Source organism: Micropruina sp. (assembly GCF_047606365.1).
Taxonomy (GTDB): domain Bacteria; phylum Actinomycetota; class Actinomycetes; order Propionibacteriales; family Propionibacteriaceae; genus Micropruina.
The window spans coordinates 1-13,605 of record NZ_JASGEN010000019.1 but is presented as its reverse complement, the minus strand read 5'-3'; the positions used below and the strand labels follow the sequence as shown (position 1 = coordinate 13,605).

At 70.5% G+C, this 13,605-nt stretch carries 12 protein-coding genes and 1 pseudogene; 10 read left to right on the top strand and 3 right to left on the bottom strand.

Going from position 1 to position 13,605, the window contains the following annotated elements:
- Positions 1-126 precede the first annotated feature (126 nt).
- From QM624_RS02615 to QM624_RS02605, 3 genes are read left to right on the top strand one after another with little or no spacing between them, the layout of a single operon-like run.
- Positions 127-1,134, top strand: a complete 1,008-nt coding sequence (locus QM624_RS02615) for an SMP-30/gluconolactonase/LRE family protein (protein WP_415088549.1) — start codon at positions 127-129, stop codon at positions 1,132-1,134.
- On the top strand, positions 1,131-1,856 hold the full coding sequence (locus tag QM624_RS02610) for an ankyrin repeat domain-containing protein (RefSeq protein WP_415088548.1): 726 nt from the start codon (positions 1,131-1,133) through the stop codon (positions 1,854-1,856). The genes QM624_RS02615 and QM624_RS02610 overlap by 4 nt, the downstream gene beginning before the upstream one ends.
- 58 nt (positions 1,857-1,914) lie before the next feature.
- Complete coding sequence (locus QM624_RS02605; protein ID WP_298130097.1) at positions 1,915-2,229, top strand: hypothetical protein; 315 nt, start codon at positions 1,915-1,917, stop codon at positions 2,227-2,229.
- Between the two features lie 125 nt (positions 2,230-2,354).
- Here QM624_RS02605 and QM624_RS02600 read toward each other — a convergent pair whose 3' ends face one another.
- Together QM624_RS02600 and QM624_RS02595 are read right to left on the bottom strand one after the other, a co-directional pair.
- Positions 2,355-4,034: a phospholipase D-like domain-containing protein gene (locus tag QM624_RS02600; protein ID WP_415088547.1), complete on the bottom strand. Its 1,680-nt coding sequence runs from the start codon at positions 4,032-4,034 to the stop codon at positions 2,355-2,357.
- 456 nt (positions 4,035-4,490) lie between these two features.
- Entirely contained in the window at positions 4,491-5,231 is a 741-nt protein-coding gene (locus QM624_RS02595; protein WP_415088546.1) for a zinc ribbon domain-containing protein, read from the bottom strand.
- Positions 5,232-5,343: 112 nt separating this feature from the next.
- Here QM624_RS02595 and QM624_RS02590 point away from each other — a divergent pair, with 112 nt between their 5' ends.
- The 6 genes from QM624_RS02590 to QM624_RS02565 all read left to right on the top strand — a co-directional run bounded on the left by QM624_RS02590 (position 5,344) and on the right by QM624_RS02565 (position 12,507).
- Positions 5,344-5,907, top strand: coding sequence for a histidine phosphatase family protein (locus QM624_RS02590; protein WP_415088545.1), 564 nt, complete (start codon positions 5,344-5,346; stop codon positions 5,905-5,907).
- Positions 5,908-5,909: 2 nt separating this feature from the next.
- Entirely contained in the window at positions 5,910-7,412 is a 1,503-nt protein-coding gene (locus tag QM624_RS02585) for an aminopeptidase P family protein (protein WP_415088544.1), read from the top strand.
- Between the two features lie 43 nt (positions 7,413-7,455).
- Positions 7,456-8,517 carry a magnesium and cobalt transport protein CorA gene (locus QM624_RS02580; RefSeq protein ID WP_415088543.1) on the top strand — a complete coding sequence of 354 codons (1,062 nt, stop codon included), beginning with the start codon at positions 7,456-7,458 and terminating at the stop codon, positions 8,515-8,517.
- 21 nt (positions 8,518-8,538) lie between these two features.
- On the top strand, positions 8,539-9,855 hold the full coding sequence (locus QM624_RS02575) for a TrpB-like pyridoxal phosphate-dependent enzyme (RefSeq protein ID WP_415088542.1): 1,317 nt from the start codon (positions 8,539-8,541) through the stop codon (positions 9,853-9,855).
- Between the two features lie 177 nt (positions 9,856-10,032).
- Positions 10,033-10,290 carry an AbrB/MazE/SpoVT family DNA-binding domain-containing protein gene (locus tag QM624_RS02570; RefSeq protein WP_415088606.1) on the top strand — a complete coding sequence of 86 codons (258 nt, stop codon included), beginning with the start codon at positions 10,033-10,035 and terminating at the stop codon, positions 10,288-10,290.
- 273 nt (positions 10,291-10,563) lie between these two features.
- Positions 10,564-12,507, top strand: a complete 1,944-nt coding sequence (locus QM624_RS02565; RefSeq protein ID WP_415088541.1) for an ABC1 kinase family protein — start codon at positions 10,564-10,566, stop codon at positions 12,505-12,507.
- Positions 12,508-12,519: 12 nt separating this feature from the next.
- Here the strand turns inward: QM624_RS02565 and QM624_RS02560 are convergent, their stop codons facing one another.
- The gene (locus QM624_RS02560; RefSeq protein ID WP_415088540.1) at positions 12,520-12,936 is read right to left on the bottom strand and encodes a DUF2752 domain-containing protein; all 417 of its coding nucleotides are present in this window, start codon (positions 12,934-12,936) and stop codon (positions 12,520-12,522) included.
- 96 nt (positions 12,937-13,032) lie between these two features.
- Between QM624_RS02560 and QM624_RS02555 the strand changes: the two are divergent.
- Positions 13,033-13,605, top strand: a pseudogene (locus tag QM624_RS02555) (hypothetical protein); the annotation flags it as partial.

Below are 13,605 nucleotides of genomic sequence, written 5' to 3'. Positions count from 1 at the left end.
CCTAGGCGAGTAGGCGACGTCGGGCATCAGCCGATCGGCTATCCGGCGGCACCCGATTGCCCGACGTCTCGTCGCCGTCCGCGCCGCACAGTGGAAGCGTCAGATCCCCGGACTCAGGAGAGCCCCATGAACCGCACCACGATCGTCGCGTCCCTGACCGCCGTCGCGCTCGGCGCGACGCTCGCCGTCGGAGCCGCGCCGGCGTCCGCGCATTCCGGCCACGACCACGGCCACCAGCATGGCCACGGCCGGCCCGCGACCTACTTGCTGCAGGGCGACCCGGTCAGCGCCGACAACCCGGCCGGCTCCAAATTCGAGGGCATCGGCGCCGATCAGCGGCGTGGCCGGTTCTATGTCAGCGAGGTCACCGGCGGCGAGATCCATCGCGGCTGGGCCGGACGGGCGCAGACCGAGCAGTGGCTGGCCGGCGACGGCACCGACGGACGCTTCACCGCCCGCGGCATCACCGTCGACGCCCAGGGCCGGGTCTACATCGCCGGCGGACCGAACGGGATCGGCACCGGCCGTCCGGACCTGTGGGTCTACGACGCACACGGCAAGTTGCTGGCCGCGCTCCGGGCACCTGGCGAGGACGTCTTCCTCAACGACGTCGCGATCGGCCCGGACGGCGCCGCCTACTTCACCAACTCCAACGATCCGCAGATCTTCCGGGTGGCACCGGGCCGCGGCGGCTGGCGGGCCACCCTGTGGGCGGACGCCTCGGACCGGATCGAGCGGCTGCCCGGCTTCAACCTCGGCGGCATCGTGCTGAGCGCCGATCGCAGCGCCTTCGTGGTCGCCCAGGGCAACACTGGCAAGCTGTGGCGGTTCGCGACCCGCAGCGGCGCCGCGCGCGAGGTGCGCACCGATGGCGCCGACCTGGTCGACGCCGACGGTCTGGTCCGGCAGGGCAGCCGGCTGACCGTGGTGCGCAACTTCTCCCGGATGATCGCCACCCTGCGGCTGACCCGGGACGGCCGCACGGCGGTGCTGCTCGGCCAGCGGGACAGCTCGCCCGACCGGGTGCTGACCACGGCCAAGGTGCTGGACGGCAGAATCCTCTACGTGGACAGCAAATTCGACGAGCCGGTGGCGTCCGGCCCGTACCAGGTCATCACGGACCCGACCCGATGAGGTTCCGCCCCGGCCTGGCGGTGCTTCCGCTCGCGCTCTTCCTCGGAGCCTGCGCGGGCGGGACGGCGCCGGGCTCGGTGCCGCCGGAACCCGGTGCGGTGGCGACGCCGGGTCCGAGCGGTGGCACCCGATCACCCGCCGATCCGGACGCCGCGCTGCTGAAGGCAGCCGCGGACGGTGACGCCGAGGCGGTCGCGGTGGCGCTGCGGGCCGGTGCCGACATCGAGACCCGGGACTCGCACCGCCGCACCGCACTGCTGCTGGCCAGCGCCAACGACGCCGTCGAGGCGGCGCGGGTTCTGGTCGCACACGGCGCCGACCCGGACGCCCTCGACGACCGGCACGACACGCCCTGGCTGGTCACCGGGGTGACCGGCAGCGTGGCGATGCTCGAGGTGCTGCTGCCGGCGAAACCGGACCTGACCATCCGCAACCGGTTCGGCGGGCTCTCGCCGATCCCGGCCAGCGAACGCGGCCACGTCGAATACCTGCGCCGGGTGGTGCGGACCGACGTCGACCTCGACCACGTCAACGATCTGGGCTGGACGGCGCTGCTCGAGGCGGTGATCCTCGGCGACGGCGGACCCCGCCACCAGGAGGTGGTGCGAATCCTGCTCGCCGCCGGTGTGGACCGCACCATCCCGGACGCCTCCGGGGTGACCGCACTGCAGCACGCCGAGCGCCTCGGCCACTCCGAGATCGCCGCGCTGCTACGGGCCTGACCCGACCCCCGCCCACCGTTGGTCGAGCTTGTCGAGACTCCGACCTAGGCTGACCTCCATGAAGCCCGCCAAAGATGTGAACACCGCCGCCGTCACCGCAGTCGGACTGATCGGCGGCTGGCTGACGGCCCGCGAGTCCGGAATTCGCCCGTTGGGCGGCGTGCTGCTGGGCGTCGCCGGCGCCTGGGCGGCCCGCACCTGGTACGCCCGGCACGGCTGGGCCGCCGCAGCCGGACTGTCGGCGCTGTACGTGGGCGCGTTCGGGCTGTCGCACCCGCTGGCGAAGCGGATCGGCGCTTGGCCCTCGGTTCTCGCCGTCACCGCTGTCGCCTCCGGCACCGCGTACCTGGTCTCGGACGCCGACAAGGAGTAGCCCCGCCGCGGAGATCCCGGCGTCCGCCGGGATGACGGTTGGGTCTCGTCATCCCGGTGGGTCCCGCTGAGGTGTCATCCCGGGCTTGCCCCGGGATCTCCTCCCCCGGCCACAGGCAAACCGGCTCAGCCGGGCTGAGCGCCCGCCATCTCGGCCAGCTTCGCCACTCGTTTGGCGCGGAGCGTGCCGGGCGCGTACTTGAGCGTCCAGGTGTCGTTCTCGACCAGGTCGACGGCCTGCGGGTCGGCGGCCGGGGCGTCCGGACGGCTGGAGATGCGCTGCACCACCGAGCGGAAGTAGTAGTGGAAGAACAGCCGGTTGAACTCGGTGAAGTAGATGTCGGCGACCCGGCGGTCGCCGCGGATGATCACCATGTTCTCGTCGTTCTCCAGGGTGGACGCGCGGGAGAAGTTGGCCGAGCCGGTGACCACGATCGGATCGGCGCCGAGCGGGTCACAGAGGGCGAATTTGTCGTGGATGAACGCCACGTGCACGTTGAGTCCGAGTTCGCGGGTGGTGGTTTCGGCCACCCAGCGGCCCAGCGGATGGTCCAACTCGGCGCCCCAGGCCTGATAGACGTTGCGGCTGGCGTCCAGTTGGACGGTGGCCTTGCCGCGGGTCTCCAGCAGGAAGAACCGCAGCGGACCGTCCGGGGTGCCGGCGCCGGCCGCGTCCGCGATCTCCTGGGCGATGCCGAAGGCGAAGGTGGCGCAGACCAGTGAGGTGGCGTCGCCGCCGATCAGCCGGGCGTACAGCTGCAGCGCGCCGAGATCGGGCCGCGGGCTGAACACCGGCGTGATCCCGGACGGCACCCCGGCCCGGTCGATGGGTGCGGGGCTGAGCGTCGCCACCTCGGCTTTGAAGGCCGCGTTGCGGCTGCGCTTCTCGGACGCCGAGTCGTCGCGACGTCCGCCCGGATCGCCGGCCAGCAGCTCCCAATAGGCGGTGTAAGCCCTTGCCGTGGCCGCATCGGTGATCAGCTGGCCGACGTTCGACTGGCCGTGCACACCGCCCATGGTCAGATTGGTGGAACCGGTCCAGACCTGCTGTGGTGCACCGGCCCGGGCCAGCACCAGGAATTTGTTGTGCGCGATCGCGGAGACCCGGGCCTCACGCGGCACGATCGTCCCGTCCGGGAAGCCGGCGGCGGCGATCGCGGCGATATTGGACGTCCGTGGGCCACCGTCGACCTCCTTGAAATCGACGACCAGCCGGAGGTCGACGCCTCGGCCGGCAGCGGCCGCCAACTCGTCCAGCACTGGGCGGTAGCTGAACTCGTAGAAGGCGCCGTGCAGCGAATCGCCCGGCCCGGCGGAACGGATGAAGCCGAGCAGCACGTCGTCCAGGTCACGGCTGAGCCAGTCCAGCGCGGCCTGCCGTCGTTCGGGCGTGGGCTGCCGGTCGGGCGACTTGCCACCGAACTGGCGCTGATAGGCCTGGCTGGACGCCACCCCGCGGTTGAACACGACGTCGTGGATCGCCCCGTGCAGCGGCTCGGTGCGAATGGTGAGGGTGATCGGCTGGTTACGGCGTGGCTTGGCCGGCGTCCCGCGCATCGGGTGGAACCGGTAGGTGTAACTGGTGTCCGGACGCAGCGTGAAGTCGTCCCAGACCAGCGCCTGGATCGGGTGGGTGTAGGTGGACACCTCGTCGTCCGGCTGCGGATCGGGCACCAGCGACCGGAACACCTTGAAGCCACGCAGCCACAGGAACGGCCCACCCTCGGCGGCCCGCTCGACACAGAACCCGAGCAGCCCCTTGCGGGCGAACTCGGTGGCCGTGAGCGCGAACGAGATGCTGTTCACGCCACACACGGCATAGGCCCGGATACCCCGGACCGAACGGGACCGGTATCGCATATCTCAAAGTAGTCCCGCGCGACCCCGGTGATACCTGGCCAACAACCGTCATTCCGGGCTCGACCCGGGATCTCCGCGCGGCCGGCGGTTGATCAGCCGGAGATCCCGGCGTCCGCCGGGATGACGTGGGTCCGACGGGATGACGGTGGTCCGACGGGATGACGGTGGTCCGGCTGGATGACGGACAGCCGGGATGACGCTCGTCCGGCGGTGGGGGTGTCCGGCCAGCTAGTTCGTCAGATTACGTCCGATCTGAAGGGGATTCCGCCTCAGCGGCCTCAGACTCGTCCGGATCGGACGTAATCTGACGGACGCGGTCGGCGTCCTCGGTGCTCGGACGAGGCTGATCCTCCGGCTCACCGCCCTCGGGCGGCTTCTGCGGCAGCCGGGGTGCCCGCGCCATCACAGCCCGGATTCGGCGGTGCGGACCAGGATCCGGTTGCACTCCTCGCAGCGCAGCACCTCATCGGGCGCGGCGGCCCGGTACCGGTTCAGGTCGGCGGCGGTCGCTTCCAGCTGGCAGCCGGAGCAGCGGCGACGGATCAGTGCGGCGGCCCCGGAGCCGCTCTTGACCCGGATCCGGTCGTACAGCTCGACCAGGTCGGCGGGAAGCTCCGCGGCGAGCGCGGCCCGCTCGGTGTTCCGGTCGGCCAGTTCGCCGTCGATCACGCCGAGCTGCTCGTCCCGGGACGCCAGCAGTGCCCGCAGTTCCGTCTCTCCCTCCGCGCGGGCGGCGACCACCTCGTCGCGGGTGGCGGTGGCCTGGTCGAGGCTCTCCATCAGCTCCAGTTCGACGTCCTCGAGATCGCTGATCCGCCGCTTGAGGTGGGCGATCTCGTCCAGCAGTGCGTTCAGCTGCTTGGGGTCGGTGACCGCGCCTGAGTTGACCCGCTGCTGGTCGCGTTCGAGACGCTCCCGCACCGGCACCAGATCGGCCTCGGCCTTGGCGACGTCCAACTCGAGATCGCTGACCGCGGTGTTCGCCGCGATCAGCTGTTCGCCCTGACGGCGCCGGGCCTGCTGCTTCTCGGCGATCTGGGCGAGTTCGGGCAGTGAGCGCCGGCGATGCTCCAGCTGGGCGATGGCGGTATCGATGGACTGCAACGCCAGCAGCCTCGATTGAGCGGTGGCAGCAGCCTGCATGGAATACCTCCTGGAGTTGTGGGCTCGACTCTAGTGGCTCCACCGGGCTTGAGCGGGCCAGCCGTGGACACCCGGTCTCCCCAACTCGCCACGGACACGGTTAGATGGCCGCATGACACTCCTTTACCTCGTCCGTCACGGCCAGACCCCGTGGACCGTGTCCGGCCAGCACACGTCCTACACCGACCTCGACCTGACCCCGCAGGGTGAGGAGCAGGCCAAGGCGCTGCGCTCGAAGATCGACCCCAGCGAGTTCGGCCTGGTCCTGACCAGCCCCCGGAAGCGGGCCCAGCGCACCGCCGAGCTGGCCGGCTTCACCGACTACGAGGTGACCGACGACCTGCAGGAGTGGAACTACGGCGATTACGAGGGCAAGACCTCGCTCGAGATCCGCGAGAAGTACCACCCGGGCTGGCGGCTGTGGTTCAACGGCGTCCCCAACGGCGAGACCGCCGACCAGGTCCGCGAGCGGCTCAGCCGGGTCGTCCGCCGGGTCCGCGAATCGGGCGTTGACAAGGCGATCTGCTTCGGCCACGGGCACGCCTCCCGAGTGCTGGCACTGTGCTGGCTCGACTTCCCGCTGATCTTCGGCCAGGCCTTCCCGGTCGAGGTGGCCAGCCTGTCCATCCTGGGCCGCGAGAAGGAGTCCTGGGCGGTCCTGCGCTGGAACAGCTGATCGTGACCGACGCCGCCACCCCGGCCGGCGAGGCCGCCGACAAGCCGCTGCCGAACCGGCAAACCCCGTTCTCGGAGCCGTTCAAGGCGTTCATCCCGCAGGGCTGGGCGCCGTACTCCGACGAGCTTCCGGACGCCCTCCCGGCGACCGCGTTCACCGCGGCTCGCCGGGCGGCGATCAGCGCGCTGTTCCCGGGTGACCGGCTGGTCATCCCGGCCGGCGAGCTGAAGGCGCGGTCCAACGACACCGACTACCGGTTCCGGCCGCATTCGGCGTTCGCGCACCTGACCGGGCTGGGCACCGACCGCGAGCCGGGCGCGGTGCTGGTGCTCGAGCCGACCGACGACGGCCACGACGCCACGCTCTACTTCAAGCCGCGCGCGCCGCGCACCGATCCGGAGTTCTACGCCGACTCCCGCTACGGCGAGATGTGGGTCGGCCAGCGCGAGTCGCTGGCCGAGATGGAGGCGATCAGCGGCCTGTCCTGCGCGCCGATCAGCCAGCTCGGCGACGCGCTGGCCAAGAACGCCGGCGCCACCCGGGTGCTGGTCGTGGCGGACGCCGACGCCGAGGTCACCGCGTCCATCGGGGCGCAGCGCGCCGAACTCGGCACCGAGGCGGACGCGCTGGCCGACAGCCGGCTGGCCACCGCGCTGAGCGAGCTCCGGCTGATCAAGGACGACTACGAGGCCGACGAGTTGCGGGCCGCCTGCGACGCCACCGCGGACGGCTTCGAAGCCGTGGTCGCCTCGCTGCCCGAGGCGGTGCGCCGCGGTCGCGGCGAGCGCTGGGTGGAAGGGGTGTTCGGGCTGTACGCCCGGCACGCTGGGAACGCGGTCGGCTACGACACCATCGCGGCGTCCGGCGATCACGCGAACACGCTGCACTGGATCAACAACGACGGTGAGCTGCGGCCCGGCGACCTGCTGCTGCTGGACGCCGGGGTGGAGCGGGACAGCCTGTACACCGCCGACATCACCCGTACCCTGCCGGTCTCCGGACGGTTCTCGCCGGCCCAGCGGAAGGTGTACGACGCCGTCCTGGCGGCGCAGCGGGCCGGGATCGAGGCGGCTCGTCCGGGCGCGAAGTTCGGCGACGTCCATGCGGCGGCGATCCGGGTGATCTCCGAGCACCTGCACGACTGGGGCCTGCTGCCGGTATCGGTCGAGGAGTCGCTCGATCCGACCGCCGGTGGCCATCACCGGCGCTGGATGGTGCACGGCACGTCCCACCATCTCGGCATCGACGTCCATGACTGCGCTCAGGCCCGGCAGGAGAACTACCGCGAGGGCACCCTGCGACCGGGCATGGTGATCACCGTCGAACCTGGGCTGTACTTCAAGTCGACGGACCTGCTGGTGCCCGAGGAGTTGCGCGGCATCGGCGTCCGGATCGAGGACGACGTGCTGATCACCGCCGACGGTTGCGAAATTCTGTCGTCGCGGCTGCCCCGCGAACCGGACGCCGTCGAAAGCTGGATGGCGCAGTTGCTTCCGTCGGACTGACCGGCGACGTAGCATTGCGGCGGCTCGGGCAAGGGAGACCGCCATGACGACAGCTCAGAGCAACTGGGACGCCCCGGTCGCCGACACCGATAGCGCCCTCTCGGAACCGGGCTACGTTCCGCCGGAATGGACGTGGGCCCGCTACCACGCCGGCCACCGATTACCCTCCCCCGACCTGGAATCCGCGGTGACCTCGGCCCGCGCCGGCGACGGCTACCTGTGGCTCGGGCTGCACAATCCGTCACAGCAGACCATGTCGACCTTCGGCGAGCACCTGGGCCTGCACGAGCTGGCCATCGAGGACGCCGTCCACGGCCATCGGCGGTCGAAGCTCGAACGCTTCGACGAGCACCTGTTCTTCGTGGTGTCGACCGTCGCCTACCAGGAGCGGGACGCCGACGCACCGCCCGAGATCGTCACCACCGGCGAGTTGATGGTCTTCCTCGGCGACTGGTACGTGATGACCTCACGGCACAGCGGACCCTCCCGGATGCCGGAGGTCCGTGCCCTGGTCGAGCAGGAATCCGACGATATGCCGCGCGGGCCGTCCCGGGTGCTGTACGCCTGCCTGTCGGTGGCGATCGACGACTTCGAGCGGGTCGCCGAGCAGATGGAGGACGATGTCGAGGACTGTGAGCAGCTCGTCTTCGGCGATCGCCGCGAACCCGACCTGGAGCGGACCTACCAGATCAAACGTGAGCTGATCGAGTTCCGCCGCCGGGTCGTCCCGCTCTGTGCCCCGCTGACCGCGCTCTACACCCGGGACTTCGGGCGGATCCACGCCAACGCGAAACCGTACTTCCGCGAACTCGCCGAGCGCGTCCAGGCCGTCCGGGAGACCGTGGTCGCACTGGAGGACCAGCTCAGCAACATCCTGCAGACGGCACTGGCCCGGGCCAGTTTCGACGACAACCGGGACATGCGGAAGATCTCCTCGGCGGTGGCGATCGTGGCGGTACCCACCACTCTGGGCGCCATCTACGGGATGAACTTCGACAACATCCCCGAGCTGCACTGGGGCCAGGGTTACTACGTGGTGATGGCGATGAATGTGATCGGCATGACCGTGCTGTACTTCCTGTTCCGCAAGTTCAAGTGGCTGTAGGTATCCACTAATGTCGCACGGGTGAACGCACCTACGAAGACGAAGGTGGTCCTCGACGAGTCGAGCATTCCCACCCACTGGTACAACATCGTCGCCGACCTGCCGGAGGCACCGCCGCCTGCGCTGCACCCCGGCACCCGCGAGCCGCTCACCCCAGACGACCTCGCCCCGCTGTTCCCGATGGGCCTGATCGCTCAGGAGGCCAGCACCGAGCGCTGGATCGAGATCCCGCAGGAGATCCGCGACATCTACCGGTTGTGGCGTCCGTCGCCGATGATCCGGGCCTGGCGGCTGGAGCAGGAACTCGGCACCAGCGCCCGGATCTACTACAAGTACGAAGGCGCTTCGCCGGTCGGTTCGCACAAGACCAACTCGGCGGTCGCCCAGGCCTACTTCAACAAGCAGGCCGGACGGACCAAGCTGACCACCGAGACCGGTGCCGGGCAGTGGGGTTCGGCGCTGGCTTTCGCCTGCGACGTCTTCGACCTGGAGTGCGAGATCTGGCAGGTCCGCTCGTCGTATGAGGGCAAGCCGTACCGGCATGTGCTGATGGAGACCTTCGGCGCCACCGTGCATTCGTCGCCGTCCGAGCTGACTCAGACCGGACGCGCGCTGCGCGAGCGTTTCCCGGACACCACCGGCTCGCTCGGCATGGCGATCTCGGAGGCGATCGAGGTGGCTGCCGGCGACCCGAACGCGTCCTATTCGCTGGGCTCGGTGCTCAACCACGTGCTGCTGCACCAGACCGTGATCGGCCAGGAGGCGCTGCTGCAGCTGGCTGAGTTCGGCGAGCAGCAGGCGGACGTCGTCTACGGCTGCGCCGGCGGCGGCTCGAACCTGGGTGGCCTGGCGCTGCCGTTCCTGCGCGAGAACCTGGACGGCCGGACGAAGACCCGGCTGGTGGCCTGCGAGCCGAAGGCGGCGCCGTCGCTGACCGAGGGCGAGTACCGCTACGACTTCGGCGACACCGCGGGCATGACGCCGCTGCTGAAGATGTACACCCTCGGCCCCGACTTCGTGCCCGACCCGGTGCACGCCGGCGGCCTGCGCTACCACGGCATGGCGCCGCTGCTCAGCTTCGTCAAGCACCTGGGCCTGATGGACGCGATCAGCATCAAGCAGCGCGAGGCGTTCGCCGCCGGCGTCCTGTTCGCCCGGACCGAAGGGATCGTCCCGGCGTCCGAGTCGAACCACGCCATCGCCGGCGCTCTGCGCGAGGCACGTCAGGCGGCCGAGGACGGCACCTCCCCGGTGATCGTGATCGGCGTCTCCGGCTCGGGCCAGCTCGACCTGCCCGCCTACTCGGAGTTCCTCGCCGGAGACATGGCCGACAGCTGACCCTCACCCGCTGGTTGAGCTTGTCGAAACCCCTCTGTGAACGCGGAGTCTCGGGTCTCGACAAGCTCGACCAGCGATGGGTCAGCCACTCGGGTAAGGAATAGTCCTTCTGTTCTTACCTACTTCTGCCGCGTAAAGTCAGACCCTGATTGAAGGGGCGATCATGTCGACGCAACGCTGAGCAGCAAGGGACAACTCACCATCCCCAAGGACGTGCGCGATGATCTCGGCCTCGTCACCGGGTCCAAGGTGATGTTCGTCAAAATGTCGGACGGCCAGTACCGGATCGTGCCACGCACCGGCCGGGTCGATGATCTGATCGGCATGCTCCATGACCCAGATTCCCCGCCGCTGACCCTCGCCCAGATCCACGAGGCGATCGCCGAGGGCGGTGCGGCCAGCGGCCTGCGTGGCCTGCCGGAGGGACGGCCGTGACCGAGTCGCGGTCGCGACGCATCGGAATCGACACCAACGTCCTGCTCCGCGCGCTGCTGCAGGACGACCCGGCGCAGGGCCCCATCGCGGCACGGGTGTTCCGTCACCGAACTCAGCGAGCCCTGAGGACGCGCTGATCGAAGCCCTTCACCGTCATCCCGGACTTGATCCGGGATCTCTCTCCCGCCTGAGATCCCGGGTCGGAGCCCGGGATGACGTGAGGGTCACCACGTGCACCCGGGGGCGGCCGAGGACCGTCTATACAGTGAAGCCATGGCGACCCTGGGCGTGCTGATCTCGGCCGCGATCAACGCACTGATCATCGGCTGGCTGGCCCGGCGACTGCTCGGTACCCCGGTCGGCTGGCCGCGCACCCTGGTGCTGTCGTTGATCGTCAACGCGGCGACCGCGCCGCTGCTGACCTGGGCGCTGCCCGAACTCGGCGTCGGCCAGGTCGTCGAATGGAGTCCTGCGGCCGGAGCCGCCCTCCTGGTGATCACCCTGTTCGGCGCCTGGATGATCGCCATCGAGGTGGGCCTGCTGGCGATCGGCGAGGCGATCGTGCCGACCGGCACCCTGCCCGGCCCGGTCGAACTGGTCCGCTCCACACCGCAGCGCTGGCGGCGCAGCCGCCGCTACCTCACGATCCTGCGCATCCTCGCCCGGCGCGGGCTGGGACGCTATCTGCGGCCCGGCGTCCGTGCCGGCGAAGCGGACGCCCGAACGGCCCGCGCGCTGCGCGACGCCCTGGCCGACGGCGGGGTGACCTTCGTCAAGCTCGGGCAGATGCTGGCCACCCGGCCCGACCTGCTGCCCGCGGTCTACATCAGGGAACTGTCCACGCTGCACAGCGACGTCCCGCCCGAACCTGCGGAGCGCGTCCGGACGATGATCGAGCAGGAACTCGGAGCCTCACCGGACGAGTTGTTCGCCGATTTCGACGACGAGCCGCTGGCCGCGGCGTCCGTCGGCCAGGTGCACCGCGCCACGCTGCCCGGCGGCGAGGCGGTCGTGGTCAAGGTGCAACGTCCCGCGGCTCGGGCCACCGTCACCGCCGACCTCGACATCGTCAACCGGCTGGCCCACCTGGCCGAACGCCGGACGGCCTGGGGCCGGTCGCTGGGCACCGTCGACCTGGCCGCCGGATTCGCCCGCTCGCTCGACGAGGAGCTCGACTACCGGGTGGAGTTGCGCAATCTCGTCGCCTGCGGCGCGGGTTCGATCGTGGTGCCGCGTCCGCATCCGGCCTTCTCCTCTGCCCGGGTGCTCACCATGGACGCCCTGGACGGCGTCCCGCTGTCGCGGGCGGCTGCCGAACTGGACGCGCTCGACACCGAAACCCGCCGGCGCCTCGCCGAAGAACTGCTGCTCGCCGTCCTGCAACAACTGCTGGTGACCGGCATCTTCCACGCCGACCTGCACGGCGGCAACGTGATGCTGCTGCGCGACGAACGGCTGGCGCTGCTCGACTTCGGCTCGGTCGGCCGGATCGACGCCACCGCCCGCACCTCACTGGCGTTGCTGCTGCTCGCCCTCGACCGACAGGACGGCGCGGCGGCCACGTCCGCGTTGTGCGACCTGCTGATTCCGCCGTCCGGCCTGGACGAACGCGCCCTGGAACGCGAGGTGGCCGAGCTGATCATGCGATTCGCCGGCGGACTGCCGCTCAACGACATGATCGTCGACCTGTTCGACGCGGTGATCCGGCACGGACTGCGGGTGCCCGGGCAGATCGCGGCCGCTTTCCGCGCGCTCGGTGCGGTGGAGGGCACGCTGCGGCTGCTCGACCCGCATCTCGACCTGGTCGTGCTGGCCCGCACCCTCACCCCGCAGCTCACCTCGGACGGCCTGGCGCTGCCCGGCAGCGACGGGGTGAAGGACCTGATCGCCGCCAACCTGCCCGCCCTGCAACGACTCCCCCGCCGGCTGGTCGGCATCGCCGAACGACTGGAGGCCGGCACGCTGGCCGTCCGGGTCAACAGCTTCGGCGAGGCCGGCGAGCGGCGTTTCCTGACCGGGCTGCTGCATCAGGTCGTCCTGGTGGTGCTCGCCGCCACGGCAGCCGCCTGCGGGGTGGCACTCACCCTGAGCGAACTTGGTCCGCAGCTGACCCCGGTGCTCCGGCTCTCCACCTTCGGCGGACTCACCCTGCTGCTGTTCGCCTTCGTGCTCGGCTGCCGCGCCCTCGTCCTGGTGTTCCGCGGACGCGAACCCTGAGCCGTCCGGCCGCTACCCGAGCGGCACGAGGTTGCGCACCACGGCGAAGACCACCGCGACCGCGCCGATCACGACCCACCACAGCCCCGGACGCCCCCGCAACGACCGAGGCGGACGAACCGCCGGCCCGCCCAGCGCTTCGATCGTCCACAGCAGACCGAGCAGCACCAGCACCACCAAGCCGCCGACGACGAACTGATTCGCCGCCCAGGCCGCGGCCAGATCGCCGTGCCACAGCGCCATCCCGACATGGGTGCCGCCGCACAGCGGACACAGCGTCCCGGTCAACTGACGCCACGGGCAAGGGATGCCGAACCCGGTGACCACGGCGACGCCGCTCAGGCCCAGCCCGACCGCGCCGAAAACACCCAGCGCACGCAACCCACGCCGCGCGTCGAAGGCGCGGACGGGGAGCATTTGCGGCGACACGCCGCCATTATCCCCGTCGGTGTGGACAGCCGCCGCAGCGTTGCGCCTCGGTCACCGTAGGATTCGGTGCACCTGACCTCAACCCAGGAGAAACACGTGAGCAACCAGACGTGGAACAACGACCCCGATAAGCCCGAGGGCTCCGGCGAGGGCCAGGAGCCTGGCAGCTACTCCCCTCCCGACTACAGCGCCCCTGATCAAGGCACCCCCGAGCAAGGCAGCACCGCTCCCGGGTACACTCCGCCCGGTTGGGGCGCCCCGACTCCTCCCGCCCCGAGCGGCAGCAGCGGCACCGACGCCCCCGCCCAGGGCGGCTACCAGCCTCCGAGCTGGGACGCCGGTCAGCCCGCTCCGAGCGGCACCAGCGGTTCGGACGCCCCCCAGGGCGGCTACGCAGCCCCCGGCTACGGCCAGGGCTACTCGGCACCCAGCGGGTCCGAGGCCCAGGGCGGCTACAACGCACCCGGCTACGGCCAGCAGGGCTACTCCGCTCCCAGCGGTGCCGACCCGGCCCAGTCGGGCTACGGCCAGGCGCCCAGCACGCCGGACCAGTCCTTTGGCCAGACCCCCTCCTACGGCGCACCGGCCCAGGGCGGTTACGACCCCAACACCGGCCAGAGCCCCTACGGCGGTGCCCCGCAAGGTGGTTACGACCCCAATGCCGGCAGC

What these genes read in the sequence shown, in the direction of transcription:
- QM624_RS02615 (WP_415088549.1), top strand. Translation starts at nt 127, where the DNA reads ATGAACCGCACCACGATCGTCGCGTCCCTGACCGCCGTCGCGCTCGGC.
- QM624_RS02610 (WP_415088548.1), top strand. Translation starts at nt 1,131, where the DNA reads ATGAGGTTCCGCCCCGGCCTGGCGGTGCTTCCGCTCGCGCTCTTCCTC.
- QM624_RS02605 (WP_298130097.1), top strand. Translation starts at nt 1,915, where the DNA reads ATGAAGCCCGCCAAAGATGTGAACACCGCCGCCGTCACCGCAGTCGGA.
- QM624_RS02595 (WP_415088546.1), bottom strand. Translation starts at nt 5,231, where the DNA reads ATGCAGGCTGCTGCCACCGCTCAATCGAGGCTGCTGGCGTTGCAGTCC.
- QM624_RS02590 (WP_415088545.1), top strand. Translation starts at nt 5,344, where the DNA reads ATGACACTCCTTTACCTCGTCCGTCACGGCCAGACCCCGTGGACCGTG.
- QM624_RS02580 (WP_415088543.1), top strand. Translation starts at nt 7,456, where the DNA reads ATGACGACAGCTCAGAGCAACTGGGACGCCCCGGTCGCCGACACCGAT.
- QM624_RS02565 (WP_415088541.1), top strand. Translation starts at nt 10,564, where the DNA reads ATGGCGACCCTGGGCGTGCTGATCTCGGCCGCGATCAACGCACTGATC.